General features: G+C 68.8%; 12 protein-coding genes. 8 read left to right on the forward strand and 4 right to left on the reverse strand.

The window, feature by feature from the left end; all coding sequences use genetic code 11:
* Positions 1 to 117 precede the first annotated feature (117 nt).
* From FDZ84_RS26720 to FDZ84_RS26730, 3 genes are all read left to right on the forward strand, one after another.
* Positions 118 to 3,969 carry a non-ribosomal peptide synthetase gene (locus FDZ84_RS26720; protein WP_210435122.1) on the forward strand — a complete coding sequence of 1,284 codons (3,852 nt, stop codon included), beginning with the start codon at positions 118 to 120 and terminating at the stop codon, positions 3,967 to 3,969.
* Between the two features lie 298 nt (positions 3,970 to 4,267).
* Positions 4,268 to 4,561, forward strand: coding sequence for a hypothetical protein (locus tag FDZ84_RS26725; RefSeq protein WP_246868448.1), 294 nt, complete (start codon positions 4,268 to 4,270; stop codon positions 4,559 to 4,561).
* Between the two features lie 152 nt (positions 4,562 to 4,713).
* Positions 4,714 to 5,499 carry an SDR family NAD(P)-dependent oxidoreductase gene (locus tag FDZ84_RS26730; RefSeq protein WP_168588120.1) on the forward strand — a complete coding sequence of 262 codons (786 nt, stop codon included), beginning with the start codon at positions 4,714 to 4,716 and terminating at the stop codon, positions 5,497 to 5,499.
* Between the two features lie 214 nt (positions 5,500 to 5,713).
* On the opposite strand, the gene FDZ84_RS26735 is transcribed toward FDZ84_RS26730, so the two are convergent.
* Positions 5,714 to 6,685: an FkbO/Hyg5 family chorismatase gene (locus FDZ84_RS26735; RefSeq protein WP_246869234.1), complete on the reverse strand. Its 972-nt coding sequence runs from the start codon at positions 6,683 to 6,685 to the stop codon at positions 5,714 to 5,716.
* A 48-nt stretch (positions 6,686 to 6,733) separates the two neighbouring features.
* Positions 6,734 to 13,969, reverse strand: coding sequence for a type I polyketide synthase (locus tag FDZ84_RS26740; RefSeq protein ID WP_168588122.1), 7,236 nt, complete (start codon positions 13,967 to 13,969; stop codon positions 6,734 to 6,736).
* A 912-nt stretch (positions 13,970 to 14,881) separates the two neighbouring features.
* Between FDZ84_RS26740 and FDZ84_RS26745 the strand changes: the two genes are divergently transcribed.
* Positions 14,882 to 15,355, forward strand: coding sequence for a hypothetical protein (locus tag FDZ84_RS26745; RefSeq protein WP_168588123.1), 474 nt, complete (start codon positions 14,882 to 14,884; stop codon positions 15,353 to 15,355).
* A 233-nt stretch (positions 15,356 to 15,588) separates the two neighbouring features.
* Here the strand turns inward: FDZ84_RS26745 and FDZ84_RS26750 are convergent, their stop codons facing one another.
* On the reverse strand, positions 15,589 to 15,792 hold the full coding sequence (locus FDZ84_RS26750) for a cold-shock protein (RefSeq protein WP_168588124.1): 204 nt from the start codon (positions 15,790 to 15,792) through the stop codon (positions 15,589 to 15,591).
* 292 nt (positions 15,793 to 16,084) lie between these two features.
* On the opposite strand from FDZ84_RS26750, the gene FDZ84_RS26755 reads away from it, so the two are divergent.
* Positions 16,085 to 16,741 (forward strand): maleylpyruvate isomerase N-terminal domain-containing protein, encoded by a 657-nt coding sequence (locus tag FDZ84_RS26755; protein ID WP_168588125.1) that lies wholly within the window; start codon positions 16,085 to 16,087, stop codon positions 16,739 to 16,741.
* A gap of 285 nt (positions 16,742 to 17,026) precedes the next feature.
* Positions 17,027 to 17,464: a nitroreductase family deazaflavin-dependent oxidoreductase gene (locus FDZ84_RS26760; RefSeq protein WP_168588126.1), complete on the forward strand. Its 438-nt coding sequence runs from the start codon at positions 17,027 to 17,029 to the stop codon at positions 17,462 to 17,464.
* Between the two features lie 66 nt (positions 17,465 to 17,530).
* Here FDZ84_RS26760 and FDZ84_RS26765 read toward each other — a convergent pair whose 3' ends face one another.
* Positions 17,531 to 18,805 carry an ATP-binding protein gene (locus tag FDZ84_RS26765; RefSeq protein WP_168588127.1) on the reverse strand — a complete coding sequence of 425 codons (1,275 nt, stop codon included), beginning with the start codon at positions 18,803 to 18,805 and terminating at the stop codon, positions 17,531 to 17,533.
* A gap of 412 nt (positions 18,806 to 19,217) precedes the next feature.
* Here FDZ84_RS26765 and FDZ84_RS26770 point away from each other — a divergent pair, with 412 nt between their 5' ends.
* Complete coding sequence (locus FDZ84_RS26770) at positions 19,218 to 19,763, forward strand: DUF488 family protein (RefSeq protein ID WP_168588128.1); 546 nt, start codon at positions 19,218 to 19,220, stop codon at positions 19,761 to 19,763.
* Between the two features lie 200 nt (positions 19,764 to 19,963).
* Positions 19,964 to 21,010, forward strand: coding sequence for a polyprenyl synthetase family protein (locus FDZ84_RS26775; RefSeq protein ID WP_168588129.1), 1,047 nt, complete (start codon positions 19,964 to 19,966; stop codon positions 21,008 to 21,010).
* Positions 21,011 to 21,226 lie beyond the last annotated feature (216 nt).

Consider the following 21,226-nt stretch of genomic DNA (forward strand, 5'->3'; position numbering starts at 1 on the left):
TTGAGCGCGCCGATTTGGAGCGGGGTGCGCGCTCACACCGTGATCGATTCGATTTACCCCCTGACGCGCGGGCCGTTGCTCTGTGTGAGCTTGCTGTTTTCGTGATACGCAGCGTGCATGTCTACGGATATCGGCTGCGAAACGTTGCCGCTGACGGCTGCCCAGACGGGTGTGTGGTTCGCCCAGGAGTTCGATCCGGCCAACCCGATCTACCGGGCCGCGGAGGCGCTGGAGATCGAGGGCCCGGTGGATGTCGCGCTGCTCGAGGTCGCATTGCGCCAGGCTGTTGACGAGGCGGAAGCACTGCGGGCCCGATTCGGTGACGACGGCCACGGGCGGATTTGGCAGGCGATCGAACCGTTGCCGGACTGGAAGCTGCCGGTGGTCGATCTGCGCGGGGCCGCCGATCCAGTTGCGGCGGCCGAGGCGTGGATGTGGGCCGATCTGGGCAGAGCGGCGGACCTCCGCCGCTCGCCGCTGTTCTCGTTCGCCTTGCTGCGGACGGGGCAGCAGCGGTTCACCGTCTACCTCGGACTGCACCACATCATCTTGGACGGCTTCGGCCTCTCGCTGTTCATCCAGCGGGTCGCGGAACTCTACACGGCGGCCGAGGAGAGGCGTCCCGCTCCGCCGTGCCCGTTCGGCTCCCTGGCGCAGATCCTGGCCGATGAGGCCGAATACGAGGCATCCGAGCGGTTCGCCCGCGATCAGCAGTACTGGACGGAACAACTGGCCGACTGGCCTGCGTCGCGCGGGTCGCAGCGACCGTCGTCGATCGTTCCGCACACCTTCCTCCGCGAGACCGGTTACGTGACCCCGGCGGACACCGAAGCCCTGCGGGCGCTGGCGCGGCAGGTGCGCACGAGCCTGCCATCGGTCGCGATGTCCGCCCTGGCGCTGTACGTACATCGGTTGGCGGGAAACGACGAGGTCACGCTGGACCTGACGGTGAACGGCCGGGCGGGCAGCGTCGCGCGCGGCGTGCCGTCGATGGTGGCCAACGTGCTGCCGCTGCGGACCCGGATGACGCCGTCGACCACCGTGGCGGAGCTGGTGCGCACCACCGCGAACAGCGCGAAGAATCTGCTGCGTCACCAGCGCTACTCCTCGACGCACCTGGTGCGCGATTTGGGGATCGCCCATCACCGCGGCGGATACCTCGGCGACTGGGGCATCAACGTCATGACCCACGACGTCCAGCTCCGGTTCGGCCGCCACCCCGCAGTGCTGCGCAACCTCTCGAACGGCCCGGTGACCGGCCTCGGCGTCAACGTCTACGACAGGCCCGCCGATGGATCACTGCGGATCGACTTCAACTCGGATCCTGCCAAGTACGACGCGGCGACCACGGCGGCGCACCACCGCCGTTTCCTCGCGCTGTTGCACGCACTGGCGACCGCAGACCCTGAGCAGCAGGTGGGCACGATCGACATGCTGTCCGCGGATGAGCGCGAACTGGTTCTGAACACGTGGAACGACACCAGGCGGGAGACGCCGGCCACGACGTTGCCGGAACTGTTCGAGGCCCGAGTCCGCGCGGCGCCCGATGCCACCGCGCTGGTCTGCGGCTCGACGACGTTGTCCGCCGCCGAACTCAACACCCGAGCCAATCGCCTGGCGCACCTGTTGATCGCACGTGGCGCCGGTCCGGAAACGCGCATCGCGCTGGCGTTGCCACGCACTGCCGACTACATCGTCGCGGTGCTGGGGGTGCTCAAGGCCGGCGCGGTGTGCGTGCCGCTCGACGCGAGCCATCCACCCGCCCGCATCGAGGCGCTGCTCTCGGACACCCGGCCGCTCCACGTGCTCACCACCGCGACGACCAGCGCGACTCTTCCGGTCGAGCAGCCGCTCCTGGTGCTCGACGACGTCGGCATCGACCGGCATCCCGGCACCGATCCGACCGGCACCCACCGGCCGGACCACGCGGCGTACGTCTGCTTCACCTCCGGCTCGACGGGCAGGCCGAAGGGAGTGGTCGTCGAGCACCGCCACCTCGCCAACCTTTTCCACGACCACCAGCGCGAGCTGATCGCGCCGGCGGGGCGGCGACTGCGTGCGGCGTTGACCGCGTCGTTCTCGTTCGACACCGCATGGGAGGGCCTGCTGTTCCTGGCCGCGGGGCAGGAGGTCCACCTCGTCGAGGACGCGGTGCGCCTCGCCCCGGCCGCGCTCGTGCGCTACTTCTCCCGGCACCGGATCGACTTCGCCGACCTCACCCCGTCCTTCCTCCGGCTTCTGCTGGCCGAGGGCCTGCTGTCCGGGCCGGAGAAGTTCCCGTGGCTGCTGATGGTCGGCGGCGAAGCGGTCGATCCCGCGTTGTGGTCGACGCTGCGCGACTGCCCCGGTGTCGAGGCCTGGAACTACTACGGGCCTACGGAGTCCACAGTGGATGCTGTGTACTGCCGGATCGAGGGCGATCGGCCAGTCATCGGCCGTCCGGGGCACAATGTTCGCGCCTACGTCCTCGACCGGGCGATGCGACCCCAGCCGCCGCTAGTGCCCGGCGAGCTGTACCTGGCCGGCGACCAGGTCGCCCGCGAGTACCTCGACCAGGAGGCGCTGACCGCGCAGCGCTTCCTGCCCGATCCGTTCGGGCCGCCCGGCACGCGCATGTACCGCACCGGCGACGTGGCCCGGTGGACGGAGAACGGCGTGCTGGAGTACCTCGGCCGCACCGACGAGCAGGTCAAGATCCGTGGCGTCCGCATCGAGCCGCGCGAGATCGAGGCGGTGCTAACCGCGCATCCACGAGCCGCCGAGGCGGTGGTGACGACGACAAAGTCCGCCGAGCCCGAGCTGATCGCTTACGTGGTTCCGGGTCCAGGGCCGGTCGACACAGCGGAACTCCGGTCGTGGACGGCGAAACGACTGCCCACTTCGATGGTGCCCGCATCATTCGTCGTGCTCGACGAGCTGCCCCTGACGGTGCACGGCAAGCTCGACCACTCGGCCTTGCCTGCCGCCGAAATTCGCGCCGGTCGTGCCGCCCGCACACCTCGCGAAGAGCAGCTGTGCGCCCTGTTCGCCGAGGTGCTCGGCGTTGGCGAAGTCACCATCGACGACGATTTCTTCGAGCTGGGCGGGCAATCGCTGCTCGCTGCCGAACTCGTCACTCGCCTCCGCGCTGACCTGGATGCCGAGGTGCCCCTGGGCGTCGTCTACGAGGCTCCGACCGTGGCCGACCTGGTGCGCGTGCTGGAGCGGGAAACGTCGTCGAACGCCTTCGACGCGCTGCTTCCGCTGCGTGCCAGCGGTTCGCGACCGCCGCTGTTCTGCGTGCATCCGGTGGGCGGCCTGAGCTGGTGCTACGCCGGCCTGCCGCGCCACCTGCCCGAGGACGTGCCGGTCTACGGCCTGCAGTCCAGCGGATTGACCGGGAACGACGAACTGCCCTCGTCGTTTCGCGAGATGATCGACGGCTACGTGCGCCAGATCCGCTCGGTGCAACAGGCGGGGCCCTACCATCTGCTGGGCTGGTCGCTCGGCGGCGCATTGGCGCATGCGATCGCCACCCGCCTGCAGGCCGACGGCGAGCGCGTGGCGTTGCTCGCCCTGCTCGATGCCAGGCCGGTCGACCCGCAGGCACAGCGAGCCGCGCCCAAGCGCGAGGACGTCCGGTCGATGTTGCTTCAGGCGGCGGGCCTGCCACCTGAAGCCGAGGTGCACCCTGCGTTGGGGGAGAAGCACCTCGCGGCGCTCACCACGGTTCTCATCAACGCCGCCGCGCTGCTGCCGACCTACACCGAGTCCACCTTCGACGGGGATCTGCTGCAGTTCCGCGCGACGCAGGCCGACCACATCACCGATGGTGGCGAGTGGCGGTCGCGGATCACGGGTGAGGTGATCTCCCACGACATCGCGTGCACCCACCACACCATCACGCAGGCGGAACCGATGGCCGTCATCGGCAGGCTGATCGCAGACCACCTGCAATGGCAGCCGGCGGCCGCTGCCACGTCGCGGTAACGGCCGCGAAGTCAGTCGTAGGAGCCCGCAGATCCATCACCGGCGGGAAACCAGCCCGAGCCTGCGGGGTTCGCGGACGAGCCCCGCAGGGATCACGGCAATCGTGCATCGGGTCCAGCGGTGGATGCGACACGGCATTCCTCCGGAGACCATTGGGATCGCCTCGCGCACCAGGCGGTTCGGCGCGCGCGTGGAAGAGGCGCTGAAAGCTGCGTTCCTCAAACGCTTGTCGTATCCGGACTGCTGTTGTTGGGTGTGCGCGGTGCAGGACCGAGGCCCGTGAGCGTTTTTCGGTGCTATGGCACCCAAAATCACTCACGGCCAGGTGGCGACCTTCGCCGCGGTGGCGCCGCAACGGGTCGCGGGTCTGTTTCTCGTGGACACCAGGGCTGTCGCCGACAACGACGTGCAGCGTGCCAACCGCCTCACGGTCGCGGATCGAGCGGAACGCGAGGGCACCGGCGGCCGGCTCGCGGAGAGCACCCTGCCGAATCTGCTGGGAAGCACGACGCAGGAACGACGGCCAGAGGTCGTCGCCAGCGTCCGAGTCCCTGTGCGGGCGGGAACAACGTGGTCGTCGGCGAGCACGTAGAGTGCAGTCAGGAGGGGGTTTAGTTCTTTATTCACACATTGATCTTGAACACCCTTCTCCGCTACCCACTCACCAACCCCTCCCTTCACGTGATCTTCACGGAATCAATCATCTAGGACACCACGAGGTCGATGGAGACATGGAGCGAGAACATGAACCGCTACGAAGGCCGACGCGTGCTCATCACCGGTGCTGGCTCGGGCATTGGTCAGGCGACCGTGCTTCGCGTGCTTGCGGAAGGCGGCAACGTCGTCGCGGCTGACATCAGCGAGCCGGGCTTGGCGGACACCGTCCAGAAAGCCGGCACCGTCGCCGACCGGCTCACCACGCTCGTGCTCGACATCTCCGACGAAGCGTCGGTCAGGGACGCCGTCGCCTCGGCCGTCTCAGTGCTCGGTGGCCTCGATGTTCTGGTCAACGCGGCCGGGATCCTGCGTTCTGCACACAGCCACGAGATGAGCCTAGCCGACTTCAACAAGATTATCTCGATCAACCTGACCGGCACTTTCCTGATGATCCGCGAAGCCATTCCGGCACTGCTGGAGGGAAACAGCGCTGCCGTGGTCAACTTCAGCTCCACCTCGGCGGCCTTCGCGCACCCCTACATGGCGGCGTACGCGGCGAGCAAGGGCGGCATCCAGTCCATGACGCACACCCTCGCAAGCGAGTACGGCAAGCGGGGCATCCGCTTCACCGCCGTGCAGCCCGGCTCCATCTCGTCGGGCATGACCGATGGCAGCGGGGCCAGCCGGTCGAGCGTTGGCCCGGGCCTGCCCGCCGACGCCGACATGTCCCTCTTCGCGAAGCTGAGCCCGGCCATCGGCGAAGGCTACGCCGGTCCGGAAACCGTCGCGTCGGTCGTCGCCATGCTGGGCTCCGACGACGGCAAGTTCATCACCGGCACCGAGGTCCGCATCGACGGCGGGACCCACTTCTGATGTCCCTCGCGGACGACGCCGCCTCACGACGAGACGAACCCGGACCTGCGCTGACAAAGAGGGGTTCCGGTGGCCGCCGCAGCGGGAGCGGCCTGGTGCCGCCTCGCCAACCGGTGTGAGGCGAACGGACTGTTCACTTCAATAGACGAGGCGATTGGTCCGTTCGCTCCGTTCATGGTCTTCCCTGTTCGGTATCGGACTGGTGGCTGGGGATTCAGGCCATCGCGACGACGCCCTCGATCTCGAGGAGCAGATCACTGCGGCAGAGGTCGACATTGAGCACGCGGATCTCGGTGTTCTCGCCGAAAGCTCTCCGGAATTTCCCGGCCACATAAGGGATGTCGGGCGCGTGCCGGACGTAGATCTTGGCGAAGCGGAAATCCGGCAGACCGGGGGAGGTGCCGGTCTGCTGTCCGACGTGCTTGAGCAGGTGCTCGAGGTTTTCCTCGGTGGTGTCGCATTGCTCGGCAACGTCGTCCGGGTGCGTGGTCGCGTGGCCGACGACGCTGGCCGTGCCGGAGACGAAGAGCTGGCCGCCCGCCGGGCCGGTGTCTCCGGGCAGCAGCGTGGCTCGTGCGAAGCTCGGGGACCGGGGCCCGTACTGCGGCGGGTAATGGTAGGCCGGGACCTGGTGGGGGTTCTCGAAGTGAAGTGGCTGTCGTGACCGTGTGGCCAGGCAGTACAGCACCGCGCCACCGGCGAGAGCGCCGACGCAACTGGCTGCTGGCAGGTGGACGCGCCATTCCCCGGTGAGGTCTTCCAGCGCTTCGGCCCGGCCTTGACAGAAGTCCCGGTACCGCTCGAGGCCGTCGGCGTTGCCCGCGTTGATGTTCCCGACGTGATTCCAGACCCGGAGCAGGCGGTAGCCGAGCCGGCGAGTCAGCTCTACCACCGCTTGATAAGTCGCGCGGACAGCATTGCGCAACCGGGCCGCATCGGGGATTTCGGCCGCACAGAAGAACGTTTCGCCGTCGTGGCGGTAACTCAGGTTCTTGTATTGCCCGCCGAAGGCGGTTCGGCTGCTCGTCCAGACCTCATGAAAGGCCTGGTCGTGGTCGGCGGCCGAGCGCACCGCCACCGATGGCCAGGGCGCCGCTGGAGGCGATCCCGCAGTGGTGGGCAGGTGCCGCACCACGCCGAGAATGTGCTCGGGTGGTGTTGCCGGCGCCAGAGTGCTGTAGGTCATTGCTGTCACGTGCGGTTCCTTCGAGTATTGATGGGCAAAGTGGCTTCGTTACCGGGCTTCCCAGGCACGGATGGCCGCGACGGTGGTGGCGGCGTGTTCTTCGACTATGGAGAAGTGGTCCCCTGGCACGCGGACGAGGTCGTGCGACACAGGCCAGCCCTCGTCCGCCACCGCGTCGGCCGCGCGCAGGAGCAGCGTCGGTGCGGTGACCTTTTCCGGTTGCCAGCCCCGGAATATCGAGGTGTAGGCACCCATCGCGACCACTGCGCTGTCAGGCAGGGCGTCGAAGCCCGCGCCGAGGGCGAGCGCGCTGCGCGCGGGCAGAGCGAGCAACCATTCGGCGTCCTCGTTGTGCTTGGTGACGTGGAAGGTGTCGATCAGCACCACGCCGCCGGGCGCGGCGCCCGCACGTTCCAGTTCGGTGGCCACGGCGTGCGCCACGCAACCCCCGCTCGATCGGCCGACCAGTAGGAACGGCCGGTCTCCGATGAGTTCCACGACCGCGTTCGCGTGCAACCGGATCAGCGTCTCGCGATCGGCGGGAACTGCACTCCCGACGTAGCTGGGGTGGGGCAGCATGTGCACGTCGCGCTCACCGTCGAACAACGCCGCGAGCCGCGTGTACTCGCCCGGAACGGGACTGAATGACGGCAGGCAGATCAGTGCGGGTGCCCGCTCGCCACGAGCGAGAGTGGCCGGCGTGATCCGGTGATCGCCGAGGTCAGCCAGGCCGAAACTCGGCGTGACGACGGAGGCACTGACCAGCAGGTGCATCCCGAGCACCACTTCGCCCTTTTCGCAGATCCTCCGGTACAGCGAGGCCAGCCCGCTGGTGGTGGGTGCGGTGGGCGCGGGGGTGCCCACCAAGGATGCGAGGTGCCCGGCCAGCGCGGCGGGCGTCGGGTGGTCGAACACCACGGTCGCGGGCAGGCGCGTACCGACCGTTCCGGCGAGTTGGTTGCGCAGTTCCATGGAGGTCAGCGAGTCGAAGCCGATCGCCGCGAAGGACTCCTCCGGTGCGATGGCACTGGCATCGCGGTTGCCGAGGACGTTCGCGACCGCCCGCAGGACCAGGCCGAGCGGGTCACGGTCGCCGGTTTGGGCGGACGGCCCGGTGCGTGCGGCGGCCGGCAGAACCGGCTGGAGCAGTCCACGCAGCATCGGCGGGATCGGTTGCCCGGGCCGTACGCCGCGCTGGTCGAGTGCGATCGGAGCGAGCACCGGTTCGTCCCCGGCCAGTGCGGCGTCGAACATCGCCAGACCCCGTTCCGCCGAGACAGGGGCGACCAGGGACGGGGAACGGGCGGCCTGCGCGGCCATGCCGTGGTCGGTGTCCCACAGGCCCCAGGCGAGGGATAGAGCGGGCATGCCGAGGGCGCGCCGGTGGTTGGCGAGGCCGTCGAGGAAGGCGTTGGCCGCGGCGTAGTTGCCCTGTCCTGCGTTGCCCAGCAGGCCCGTGGCCGAGGAGAACAGGACGAGCATCGCCGAGTCGCCGACGAGTTCGTGCAGCCACCACGCGGCGTCGGCTTTGGCCCGCAGGACGGCGGTCATCCGGTCAGGGGTCAACGCGGTCAGAATGCCGTCGTCGATCACTCCGGCGGCGTGCACGACCATGCTCAGCGGACCGAGTTCGGCCAGCAGCCGTGCCAGGTCGGCACGGTCGCCGACATCGCAGGAGACGACCTCCGAGTCCAGTTCGCCGGCCCCCGGAGCTTCCGGGCCGCGCCGGCTGGCAAGCACGATCCGCCGTATCCCGTGCTTTGCCTGCAAATGTCGGGCGAGCACGCTGCCGAGCGCACCGGTGCCGCCGGTGATCAGGACAGTGCCATCCGGATCGAAGGAGTACCGGCTCCGTGACGCGGGCGCGACGGTGAGCCGCGGTACCCGGAGTTGTGCGTCGACAGTGGAAACTTCCGGTTCACAGGTGGCCACGGCGTCGGCGAGCGAGGCACGATCGGCCGGGTTGCCGTGGACGAGGACGAACCGGCCGGGATGCTCGTGCTGCGCCACCCGGATCAGGCCGCACGCCGCCATAGTCGCCGGATCACTGTCCTCGGCGACCAGCACCAGCAGCCGGTCCCCATCGACCGATTCGTGTAACCAGTGCAAGGTGCGGGTGACCAGCGAGTGCGTCCGGTCCACTACATGTGGCGCCGGATCGGTGAGCTCCCGCACGTCGAAGTCACGACGTGCCGAACCGGGGGCGACCGGCTGCCAGGCCGGCCGGAGCAACGGGAGATCGGCCCTGGGTATCGCGTCCGCCGGCAGTGGCCGGACTACCAGTGCGTCGACGCGGGCGACCGGGTTGCCGTGGTAGTCGTCGATGGCAACGGCCACCGTGTCAGGCCCGGTTGGGGTGAGCTTGGCCCGCACGGCGGTCGCCCCGGTGGCGTAGAGGCGTACGCCGGTCCAGGCGAACGGCAGCCGGACCGGTCCGTCGACCTCGTCGACGAACAGTGTCGAGTGCGCCACAGCGTCGAGTAGCGCCGGGTGCAGTGCGAACCGGCCGGTGTCGGGGACCCGGGCCTCGGTGTAAATGGTGTCCCCGGCCCGGTGGACGGATCGTACGCACTGGAACGCCGGGCCGTAGTGGTAGCCGCGGCGGGCGAGTACTTCGTAGGCCACGTCGACACTGTCCACATTCGACTCGAAAGCCGGCCACTCGTCGCTCTCCGGCGGTACCTCTCGAGGAGCAACGCGGCCGGTGGCGTGGAGCACCCAGGGCGCCGTGTCGTCGTGGCGGGCGTGCAGGGTGAGCTCACCGCTCTCGTCGAGCAGTACCTGCACCGTCAGTGTCCCGGTTTCAGGCAGCACCATCGGTGTGCGCAGGAGAAACTCCGCCAGGTCGGCTTCAGTGGCCCGCATCGTCATCTCGATTAACACCGCCGCGGGCACCACCAGGGTGCCGGCGATCCGATGGTCGGCCAGCCAGGGATGGGCCGACACCGACAACGTGCGGGTGAACAGCCGCTGCCCGGTTCCCGCGATGGCGAACTGGTCCTCCCGGTCATCCTCTAGCCAGAACCGCGAGTGTTGGAACGCGTAGGTGGGCAGGGCTGCGATCGGCGAGCCGCTGAACATCGCCGCCCGGTCCAGCTCGGCCCCGTGCACCCACAACTTGGCCACGGCCGCGGTCACCGAAGGCGCCATCGGGGCGACCACGCGATCGGTGGTTTCCTGCGCGGGCGCGGAAAGCACCGAGGAGGGCCCCAGCTCGGCGAAGAGGCGGACGCCCGCATCGGCCAGCGTCTGGACCGAGTCGGCGAAACGGACCGGCTGCCGGACGTGCCGCACCCAGTACTCGGCATTGCTCAACGTGCCAGGTTCGGCGATCCGCCCGGTCAGCCCGGACACTACCGGGATCCGCGGGTCCTGATAGGACAGCCGGGCCGCAACCGCCCGGAACTCGTCCAGCATCGGTTCGACCAGCGGAGAGTGAGTCGCCAGGCGCAGGCCGAGACGTTTGGTCCGCCGGCCCCGCGCGGCAAAGTGCGTCGCGACCGCGAGTACTTCGGGTTCGGCACCGGACAGCACGACCGATCGCCGCGCGTTCACCGCCGCCACGCCGAGCCGGTCCTCCAGGCCCGCGATGCTCGCCAGCACCTCGCCCTCGTCGGCCTCGACCGACACCATCGCACCGCCGGACGGGAGATCCCGCATCAGCGCGCCGCGAGCGGCGACGAGTTCGGCGGCGTCCCGGACGGTCAGCACTCCGGCCACGTGCGCGGCGGCGAGTTCGCCGAACGAGTGCCCGGCCAGGTAGGCCGGTCGCATGCCCCACGACTCCAGCAGCCGGAACAACGCGACCTCGAAGGCGAACAGGGCCGCCTGGGTGAAGTCCGCCCGGTCCAGCAGCGACTGGTCGGTGCCGGTGATCACTGCACGCACCGGGCGGTCCAGTAACGGATCGAGGAAGCGGCAGACGTGGTCGAACGCGTCGGCGAAAACCGGGAAGACACGCAGGGACTCACCCATGTCCGGGCGTTGCGCGCCCTGCCCGCTGAACAGAAAGGCGAGCTTCCCCCGGGCAGCGGCGACGCCGGTGATCACTCGAGGATCGGATTCGCCCGCGGCGAGGGCAGGCAGGGCGGCCGGGGACAGCACCGCGGCGCGCTGGGTGAACGCGGGTCGACGGGCCAACGCGTGGCCGACCGCCGAGGCCGGTAGCTCTGGCACCACTTCGACGAGCTCGGCGGCCTGTGCGCGAACATCGGTAGCGCTGGAGAGCAACCAGGGCAGTTCGACGTCGGCTCGGACGGATGATTCGACGAGGGCGGGTTCGCCGGCTTGTTCGAGGATGACGTGGGCATTGGTGCCGCTGATGCCGAACGAGGACACCGCCGCCAGCCGGGGGCCACCAGTATCGGGCCACGGACGGGTGCGGTCGGTGATTTCGATCGTGGCCGGCCAGTCCACTTCCGGCGTGGGAACGCCGACGTTCAGGGTCGCGGGCAGCACGCCGTACCGCATCGCCTCGACCATCTTGATCACGCCGGCGACTCCGGCCGCAGCCTGGGTGTGCCCGAGGTTGGCCTTGATCGAGCCCAGCTGAAGCGGCCGGTCCGCGGGCCGACCCGGCGTGTACGCGGCGATCAGCGCCCGGGCTTCGATCGAGTCACCAAGTGGGGTGCCCGTGCCGTGCGCCTCCACCACGTCCACGTCACCTGGCTGCAGGCGGGCGGCCGCGAGCGCGCGCTCGATCACTCGCTGCTGGGCCGAGCAGCTGGGTGCGGTGAGCCCGTTCGAGGCGCCGTCGGAGTTGACGGCCGAGCCACGTAAGACGGCCAGTACCGGGTGACCGTCGCGGCGGGCGTCGGAGAGTCGCTGCAACACCAGCAACCCGGCACCCTCGCTCCACACGGCACCGTCGGAGTTCGCGGAGAACGGTTTGCACCGGCCGTCCGGGGCCAGCGCGCGGCTACGGCTGAATTGGACGAACGAATTCGGCGTGCACATCACTGTCGCGCCACCGGCCAGTGCCAGTGAGCACTCTCCGGCACGCAACGCCGCTGCGGCCCAGTGCATGGCCACCAGTGACGACGAGCAGGCGGTGTCGACGGTGATCGCCGGGCCGCGCAGACCGAAGGTGTAGGCGATCCGCCCGGAGGCGACACTGGCCGCCGAGCCCAGGCCCAGCTGTGCCTCCACCTCAGCTGACGAGTGCTGTATGCGGGAGGCGTAGTCGTTGTACATCACCCCCGCGAACACACCTGTGTCGCTCTCCCGCAGCGACGCGGGATCGATTCCGGCCCGTTCGAACGCCTCCAGCGCGGTCTCCAGCAGCAACCGTTGCTGGGGGTCCATCGCCAGCGCGGCCCGCGGGGTGATGCCGAACGGAGCCGGGTCGAACTCGGCGGCGTCGTGCAGGAACCCGCCGCGACGAAGGTAGGTGTGCCCGGCCCGGTCGGGATCGTCGTCGAACAGCCCGGCGAGATCCCAGCCACGATCGGCCGGAAACTCCGAGGTGGCGTCGACCTCGTCGACGAGCAATTGCCACAGGTCCGCAGGCGAATGCACTCCGCCGGGATAGCGGCAGGCCATCCCGATGATCGCGATCGGCTCGGCCGCAGTGGTGGGGACCGGCGGCCGTTGTGCCGGTCCGGCCTGGCGTAAGTGCTGTGCCAGCTGCCCGGGCGTCGGGAATTCGAACAGCAGCGTCGCAGGCAGTTTCCGGCCGGCGTGCCCGCTGAGCCGGGCGCACAACTCCACCGCAAGCAGCGACGTGACCCCCAGCTCGGTGAACGGCCGGTCGGAGGCCAACGCGTCCTGCTCGGTTAGCCCGGCCACCGCCGCGGTCTCCCGCAGCACCACGTCGAGCAGGTCGAGTTCGGCCACCGCCAGCTGCCGGCGCAGTGCCTTGCCGGACGCGGTCCGCGGTATGTGGCCGATCCGGTGGAACTCGACGGGAACCTTCGACGCGGTGAGCGCGCGGCGGCACGCAGCACGCAACCGGTCCGGCTCGAACGGCGCCGCGACCACGTAGGCGACCGGGACCTCGCCGAGCAGTTCGTCGGCCCGTCCGGTCACCGCGACGTCAGTGACCTCGGGCAGCTCGGCCAGCACCTGCTCCACCTCAGCCGGGTGGAACTTCTCGCCGCCACAGTTGATCACCTCGTTGCGCCGCCCGGTGATCTCCAGCCGCCCGTGGCCGGTGAACCGGCCCACGTCCCCGGTGTGGTGCCACTCGCCTGGTTCGAGTGCGGGCCGGCCGTGGTAGCCGAGCATCAGGTTCGGACCGCGCAGCCACACCTCACCCTCGTCCCCGAGTGGCAGATCCTCTCCAGTGTCCGGATCGACGACCCGGACCTGCTGACCGGGTATCACCGGGCTGCCGGCCGAGGGTGGACTGCCGGGTGCGGCCATCGTGACCCCGCCGCAGGTTTCGGTGGATCCGTAGAAATCGAGCAACGGTGTGCCGAAGGCCTGCTCGAAGGCCCTGCGCAGTTCGACACCGCTCGGTGCGCCCGCGGTCAGGCAGATGCGAGGTCCGGGCACGGTTCCGTCCGTACCGGCTGCGAGCTGCCGGTAGATGGTGGGGACACCACCGAGCACGGTGTAGCTGCCCGCACGCAGGGTCGCGAGGACCTGCTCGGCGACGAAGCCGGGCAGGATACGGGCACTGGCGCCGACCGCGATCACACCGAGAATGCAAAAGGAGTGCGCGAACGAGTGGTACAGCGGAAGTGGCCACAGCAGGGTGTCGTGCGGACCGAGGCCGAGCACTGATTCGTAACCGGCTTCGACGCTCCACAGTGCCGCTCGCTGGTTGGAGACCACACCTCGCACTCGTCCGGCAGTCCCTGACGTGTAAAGGATCCACGCTGGATCGTCCAGAGGCAGGTCATCGGGTGGTGCGGCGGTGGCAGTAGTGGCGAGATGTTCGAAAGCCGGGCCGGTGACCAGCACCGGCAGGTCGCAGATCCGACGGACCTGCGGTTCGTGGACGGGGTCCGTGATCACCAGCACCGGATCGCAGTCGTGCAGCTGGAACCCGAGTTCGGCGTCGGAACCGCGCGGGTTCAGCGGCACACCGACCGCGGCGGCCCGCGTGATCGCCAGCAGACCCTCGATTGCCTCGATCGAGTTCCCCAGCAGGAGCGCGACGCGCATATTGCGCCCGACGCCGCGTCCGGCCAGGTTCCCGGCCAACCGCTCGGTGCGCGCGGCCAATTCCGTGTAGGTCACCGAGCGGTGCTCGTCGCGGTACGCGATTTTGTCCGCGAACCGACGAGCGTTGTCCTTCAGAATTCCGGAGATCGTCCGGCTCTGGAGGCACTGGGTCATGCATTCCTCCTGATGAACTGTCTACATGCCGATCGAGCCGACCTTTTCGCAGTGATGCGTTGTTCGCGTCGACGAAAATAAAATTGCGTATTTCTGCCAACCAGCCCGCTGGCGGGTCGGCCTTCGGATCGACGTGCCCGTGCGGTGCACGGTCGAATGGTGATCCCGCGCTACCCGGTCAAATGGTGCGCAACCTCGTCGACAACGCCTGGCGGTAGAACGTTCCCGGCGGTGAGGCACTCATGGGGCACTGAGCACCGAGATCGACTGATGCGTGACAGCCGCCCCTCGGCGCCACGGTCCCGGTCAACAGTCGGAGACGCGTTCGAGAGAGCGTCTCGGTACGTCAGCAGGTACGCGACCTGGACATTCGTCCAGATCGCGTGACTGGTCACCACGCGCCTTGGCCGTGTACCGGGCGTGCCCGGTCTCCCCGGCCTTCGCTGCTGTCATGTGGATCACCGTAGCAGTGAGTTAACGGCTATCGACAGCGAGTTCCGTACCGGCAAAAACGAGTTCCCTGACGCATGCTCACTTGGTTTTCGTCACGAAGTACCGGCACCCGTGTCCACCGACCACGTGCGCTTCTTCCCCGCCCTCAAGACGAAGCATCCGCGCTACCTTTCTTCGGTGACCACCGTGGGGGACCAACGGCCCTATGCTGCCGTTCCCAACGAGGTTCAGGCTCGTGCCCGGGGCCACTGACGAGTGCGCGCGCGACCATTGCCTGAGGTCCGCAACAGCCTTGGGATCGATATCCGTTCCGCGGGGGCAACGGTCGAGCTGGGACCGCCGGAAAGGCGCCGTCCCGGCCAAGGAGAGGGCATGATGACTCGTTCGACTCGAGACCGCAGTACTGGGCGGAGAAGCATCGGCCCGCGCTTCCGCTGGGGCGGGCTCGCTTGTGGTGCAATGGCTTTGGTCGCGGTCGCATGCTCACCCGGCGAGTACCCGGACGGTGTCGGAAGTGGACTGCCGCCACCACCGACGACGGCCCCACCGGTCACGGACGAGGTCATCGCGCTGCAGACCCTTGAGGTGCCGAACCTGGGCACCGTGCTCGCCGGCCCCAGCGGTCGCACCTTGTACCTGTTCAGCAACGACCGGGACTCGCAGCCGACCTGCGTCGGCGGGTGCACCTCGGCCTGGCCGCCGCTCACGACGACCGGCCCGCCCACTGCCGGTGCAGGCGTTAACCCCGCTCTGCTCGGCGTCGTCACACGTCCGGACGGCCGCGCCCAGGTCGTCTACAACGGACACCCGCTGTACTACTACGAAGGTGACGACGTTCCGGGCGAAGCCAACGGTGACACCGTGTACTCCGACGGCGGCACCTGGTACGTGGTCTCGCCCGCTGGGAACAAGATCGAGCAGAACGGCGGTTAGCCGGACCGTCACGCCGGGACGCACGCGCCGGTCTCCGTGAGGTGGCTGGTCGCGGTCGCCCACTCGCCGCGGGCCACCGCGAGCGACCCCAGCCTACGGGCTGCGCGGCCCCGGCGATGGTGGGGGATTCTTGGCGCGAAGCGCAATGCGGCTCCCCCTCCTGGTCCGGAGGGGGAGCCGCATCGAGGCTCAGCCGGGGTTCCGATCGGTCGGGTCGGCGAAGAGCGGAAGGCTCAGAGCGGGCGCACGCCGCTGGCCTGCGGGCCCTTCGCGCCCTGGGTGACCTCGTACTCCACCGCCTGGTTCTCTTCGAGGCTGCGGAACCCGTTGGTGTCGATGGAGGAGTAGTGGACGAAAACGTCCGGGCCACCGTCGTTCGGGGCGATGAAGCCGAAGCCCTTTTCCGCGTTGAACCACTTCACGGTTCCCTGTGCCACGCTGTTTCTCCTTCTTCGAGCGCTGGATGACGGAACACCACACCGCGTGGCGAACCGGGCCTTCAGATGGCGGTTTTCTCCAGATCGATTTGAAGACAACAACACATCCGCACAAGATCCTGCGAACATGCGGGAACACGTACCCAGAAACTAACGACCGCTGACGATCCTAGCACGATCTGCGACGCCGAGGTCCAGTGATCACATCGTGGGCCCGTCGTGGCCGGTGCCGGTGCGCTGCGGAGATCGAAAAGCGGTCGTCACCACGGCCGGGCGCTGCTAGCTTGGCGCTGTGGATCTCTTCTCGAGCTCTTGGGCGGCGTTGCGCGCGGCCGTCGCCGAACTCCGGGACCAGGACTTCGAGCGGCCGTCCGGCTGCACCGGCTGGCTCGTGCGGGACCTGGTATGCCACCTTATCCTCGACGCCCAGGACGTCCTGATCACTCTCGTGACCCCCGCCGATGCGGAGCCGACCCGGAACGCGGTGACCTACTGGAACGTCGCCGGAACGCCGCCGACCGGCGACGACCCGCTCGACGCGCTGATCGTCCGGCTGGCCGCCGCGTACGAGCAGCCGTGGCTGCTGAAGTTCCACCTCGACGACGTCGGCTCCGCCGCCGGTCGCGCCGCCGAGCTCGCGGATCCGGGCGTCCGGGTCAGCACCCAGGACCAGGTGCTCACCGCGGGCGACTACCTCTCCGCGTACGTCCTGGAATGGACCTTGCACCACCTCGACCTGATCGCGCACCTCCACGACGCTGCCGAACCGCCCACCGAAAGCCTGTCTCGCACCCGGGAGATGCTGGAAGAGATCGCCGGGGAGCCGTTTCCCGCGTCGTGGTCCGACAAGGACGCGCTGCTGGTGGGCACCGGACGCCGGGCCCCGACGGACGCGGAGCAGACCGAGCTCGGCGAACTGGCCGCGAAACTCCCGTTCGTCCTCGGATGACCGCCTGGCGGAACGGACCGAGGCGCTGGCCTGGCCGCGCCGTTCGGTCACCATCCGTTGACGCGCGGAGCAGTACCGCCGCCGAAGTCGCGGCAAAGATCGCCGGGCAGGCTGACCGCGGGTGAAGCGGGGCGCCGTGTCTCACCCGTCAGCGGAGTCGGCGCAGCTTCGGATCATGATTCGGGTCTGGGGAGCGAGTTATTGTGGGCTCGGCAGAATCGAACGGCTCACCGTCCTGACCAGTCGTCGGGTGCTGACGGGCCACCGGTGGAAGGAGCGTCCGAAGTGGATGCTGCACGCGAGGATGCGGAGTTCAGCCCGACGGACTGGGTGCGCAACCAGACGAAGAAGGTGCTCGAGACCGGGACCACCGAGGGCATCGAGATCCTCGGGTCGCCCATCGTGCTGCTGACGCTGCGCGGCGCGCGGACCGGCAAGCTGCGCTACACCCCGGTGATGCGCGTGGAACAGGGCGGAAGCTATGCCGTGGTTGCGTCGAAGGGCGGCGCACCGGAGCACCCCACCTGGTACTACAACATCAAGGCGCACCCCGAGATCTCGCTGCAGGACGGGACCGCGAACAGGAAGTACGTCGCTCGCGAGGTCGAGGGTGCCGAGCGGGCCGGGTGGTGGGAGCGTGCGGTCGCGGCTTACCCGTCGTACGCCGAGTACCAGGAGAAGACCGACCGGCAGATCCCCGTGTTCGTGCTCGACCCCAGGTGACGGCCCGATGAGGTCGACCGCCAGCAGCGCGATGTGGCGCGAACCCGGCGTTGCGCTAGAGCCGCGCTAGAGCCTCGTGTACGTGTCGATATCCTGCTCGAACTCGGCGATGACCTCGGCTGTCAGCGTCGGGCGTGCGTCTGCGATCGCTTTCAGGTATTCGTCGGTCGTCGCGAGTTCTCGGTCCTCGTGCAGCACGTCGCGCTCGAACGCGGCCTGGGCGCCCTGGCGCGCGGCGAACTCGATGTCCGCCGGGGTGAACAGTTCGGTTCGCTGCACAAGCAGGTCGAGATCGACGTTGTCGCGCGCCGGGCCGAGGTAGCGCGACCAGATCGCCCGCCGCGCAGGTGGGTCCGGCGGCCCCACCGGGATGATGTAGTCGAACCGGCCCGGGCGCAGGAAGGCCGGGTCCAGCGAGCCCACCGCGTTGGTGGCGCAGACCAGCAGGCGGTGGTCGTGTTCGCGGAAGCCCGGGATCAGCTTGAGCAGTTCGTTGGTCACCCCGTGCGCAGGGCCCGCCGCGGGTGTGGAACGGGTTCCGGCGATCTCTTCGACCTCGTCGATGAACAGGACCAGGTCGTCCAGTTCCTCCAGCTCCGAGAACGCCTCGCGCAGGGAGGCCGCCAGCCCGCCCGGCGAAGACGCGGCGAGCCGGGAAGGGAAGAGTTCGACGAACGGCCAGTTCACCCTGGAGGCGATGGCCTTGGCGAAGCTGGTCTTGCCGGTGCCCGGCGGCCCGAACAGCACGATCGCCTTGGGCGGCAGCACGCCGTGGCGTTCGGCCCGATCGGGGTGGGAGATCGGCAGCACGACCCGGCGATCGATGATGTCCTTCTCCTGCCGCATGCCCGCCAGCGCGTCCCACCTACCGGGCGGCAGTAGCGTGCCGCCGAGATGTTCGAGCACGTCGAACTCGGCAGGGTCGAGTTCTTCCACCTTCTCGAAGTAGGTCAGGTCGGTGCGCGGCCGGTAGCCGGAGTTGACCATCGCCCGGAAACCCGCGGCTCCCTCGGACACCAGGCTGGTGATGCGGTGCACGCCCAGGCCTCGCAGCTTCTTCTCCAACTCGGCCAGTAGCGCGCTGCCGATGCCCCGGTTGCGCCACCGGGCGTCGAGGGCGAACAGCGCCAGCCAGGCCCTGTCACCCTCGACCTTGGCTGCCGCCATGCCGACGACGTCCTGCTGCACCACCGCGACCAGGGCCGGATGCCCGGCCCGCGCGATCGACACCACCTCTGCGGCGGAGAACACCGGCTCCCCGCCTGCCCTGCTCTGGTCCCAGATGTGGATCGCCTGGTCCAGGTCGTCGTCGTGGAAATCGCGCACTCGCCAAGCCGGCATGGCACACCTCCCGGTTCTTCCCCGCACTGCGGTGCACCGAACATGAGGCGAAGCTCGTTCCTCGGCAGCGGAGTCCGGAGTCGGGACAAGAGCGGTTTCCGCGCCGCAGCAGCAGGATCTTCAATTTGGTTGGATTCTCCGCCGGAATTCCGGTGTGCGGCAATGTGATGTTTCCGAAATGCGGATAAGCCGCACCTATCAGGCGCCGGTAGCGTCGTCGGCGGTCTTGCACCGCAGCGGGATGGCGACCTGGCCGCGATGCGACGGATCTGCGTCAATTGCCACGGGAGGTTGTCGTGAGATTGCCGAACGACCACGAGAACCGCTGGGCGAGAGCTCGCTTCCACCTGCGGGAAGCGTCCTCAGCAGCGTCGGCGACCGCTGGGGTCCTTCCGCGACAGGCGTGGTCCCGATGCGGGTGCTGACCTTCGGGCACGGCACCGCCGACGCGGCGACCATGACCGGCCTGCTGCGCGGCGCCGACGTCCACCTGCTGGTCGACGTGCGCACCGCACCCGGCAGCCGGTACAACCCCGATGCGACGCGGTCGGCGATGTCGCAGTGGTTGCCGGCGGCCCACATCGGTTACCGATGGGACGCCCGGCTCGGTGGGTGGCGCCGGGCGCACCCGGACAGCCCCGACACCGCGCTGCGCAACCGGTCGTTCAGCGGTTACGCCGAGTACATGCGCTCCGGCGGTTTCCGGGTCGCCATCGACGACCTGCTGGCCGACGCGGCTGCGGAACCAACCGCGGTGATGTGCGCCGAGTCGGTGTGGTGGCGTTGCCACCGCAAGATGATCGCCGACTTCCTGACCCTGGTCCGCGGGGTGGAGGTCGCCCACCTGATGCACGACGGAACGGTGCGACCGCACCGCCCCAGCCCCGAGGCGCGCCTGGTCGCCGACCGGGGCGTGCTGGTCTACGACGCAGGCCAGCCCCCGCTCGGCCCGGACTGATGTCGGTGCCAGTCCGTATCGCTAGCGGTAGATGATCCGACGACGACGGCGGCGTCGGTGAACCGGGCCGAAAGTATGAGGTGCCAAGTCGTTGTCTCGGTCGATCGGTTGATCTTTGCTGCCACTTCGGCCGATACGGCGGACTCCGCGGCTGGATACCGTTGATCGGGTCAAGGGCGATACCAGGATTGAGGCGGATCATGATGACGTTTCCGGCCACCGCGAGCCGTGATCACGAGCTGGGGCTCGACGCGACTCGACGTGCTCGCGCGCTTACCGAACCGGTGTTGCGGGATCTCATCGACCGGCTCGGTCCGTCGCTGGCGAGTATCGGCAGATACCACTTCGGTTGGCGCGCAGGGGGCTCCTTTACCGGGGGCAAGGCCATCCGGCCCACCTTGGCCCTGCTCGCGGCGGAGGCGGTCGGCGCCGCGGCAACGGATGCGTTGCCCGCGGCTGCCGCCGCTGAACTCGTGCACAATTTCAGCCTGATCCACGACGACATCATCGACAACGATGAACTGCGACGCGGTCAGCCGGCCGTGTGGAAGCAGTACGGGGTTCCGGCGGCGATCCTGATCGGCGACGCGCTGCACTCCGAGGCGTTCGGGATCCTGCTCAGCGGAGGCGGCCCGAACGCCGCTGCGGCAGCTGCGCGCCTTGCCACCGCCATGCGGGAGGTCGTCGTGGGGCAGGTCGAGGACATTCGGTTCACCGAGCGGCCGTGGACGGGCGAGCAGGCGGTGAGCATCGCCGAGTACCAGGCGATGGCCGAAGCCAAAACCGGTGCGCTGCTGGCCTTTTCCGCCTCGGCCGGCGCCTTACTGGGCGGTGCCGACGCTGCGGCTGCGGACTGCTTCGACCGGCTCGGGCGCCATCTGGGCCTCGCCTTCCAGTGCACCGATGACGTGCTTGGCATCTGGGGTGATCCAGCGAACACCGGCAAGCAGGTGTTCGGGGACCTGCGCGAGGCCAAGCGGACGCTGCCGGTGATCGCTGCGCTGACCGCCGAGGTGCCCGCGAGCTCGCGGCTGGGGGCTCTGCTCGGGCGCGGCGTGCGCACCGACTTCGACCTGCGATTAGCGGCGGAGCTCATCGAGGAGGCTGGTGGGCGTGCGTTCGCCGAGCGGGAAGCTGCCACGCATCTTGCCGGGGTTGACGACTGCCTCGCCTCGCTGTCGATGTCCGTTGAGATCCGCGCTTCCTTCGATGCCCTGGCCCATTCGCTGATCGGGAGGATCAAGTGACCGGGGCGCCGCTCCTAAAAGGACGATGATCGCGACGTAGGCCGCGCCAGCGGCGGATCGTCTCGGTCGATTGCGTTCTCCGATCGACGTCCGGCGGGCGATTTCCGAAAATGGCGGTGTTTTGCCTGGTCACCGGCGCTTTCGGGGCTCGCCCGGTCCGGCGGGTGGCAGCGGTCGTTCACCTGCCGTATACGAATGCCTGTTGCACTAAGCCGC

The organism is Saccharopolyspora sp. ASAGF58 (assembly GCF_012277335.1).
Taxonomy (GTDB): Bacteria; Actinomycetota; Actinomycetes; order Mycobacteriales; family Pseudonocardiaceae; genus Saccharopolyspora; species Saccharopolyspora hattusasensis.